Source organism: Macrococcus brunensis (assembly GCF_004359615.1).
In the GTDB taxonomy this organism is placed as follows: domain Bacteria; phylum Bacillota; class Bacilli; order Staphylococcales; family Staphylococcaceae; genus Macrococcus; species Macrococcus brunensis.
In genome coordinates, this window is the sequence record NZ_SCWA01000079.1 from 1 (window position 1) to 235 (window position 235).

General features: G+C 53.6%; 1 protein-coding gene. It reads left to right on the forward strand.

Features of this window, described 5'->3' with window-relative positions; all coding sequences use genetic code 11:
• The coding region (locus tag ERX27_RS11315; protein ID WP_133432869.1) for a Rib/alpha-like domain-containing protein at positions 1-235 on the forward strand (235 nt) is incomplete at both ends.

The window sequence follows — 235 nt, forward strand, 5'->3', positions numbered from 1 at the left end:
CAGACGGTACAAAAGATGTGGTAACAGTACCAGTGACAGTAGAAGTACCTGCAGGGCCGACGGATGCCGTTGAAAACACGCCAATCGTGACACCGATCACAACACCAATAGGTGTAGTACCGCCAGCAACAGAGGGCATCGGTAATGAAGGTACATTCCCGCCAGGCACAACAGTGGAATGGCAGACACCACCGGATGTATCCAAGCCGGGCACGACAACAGGCACAGTAGTGGT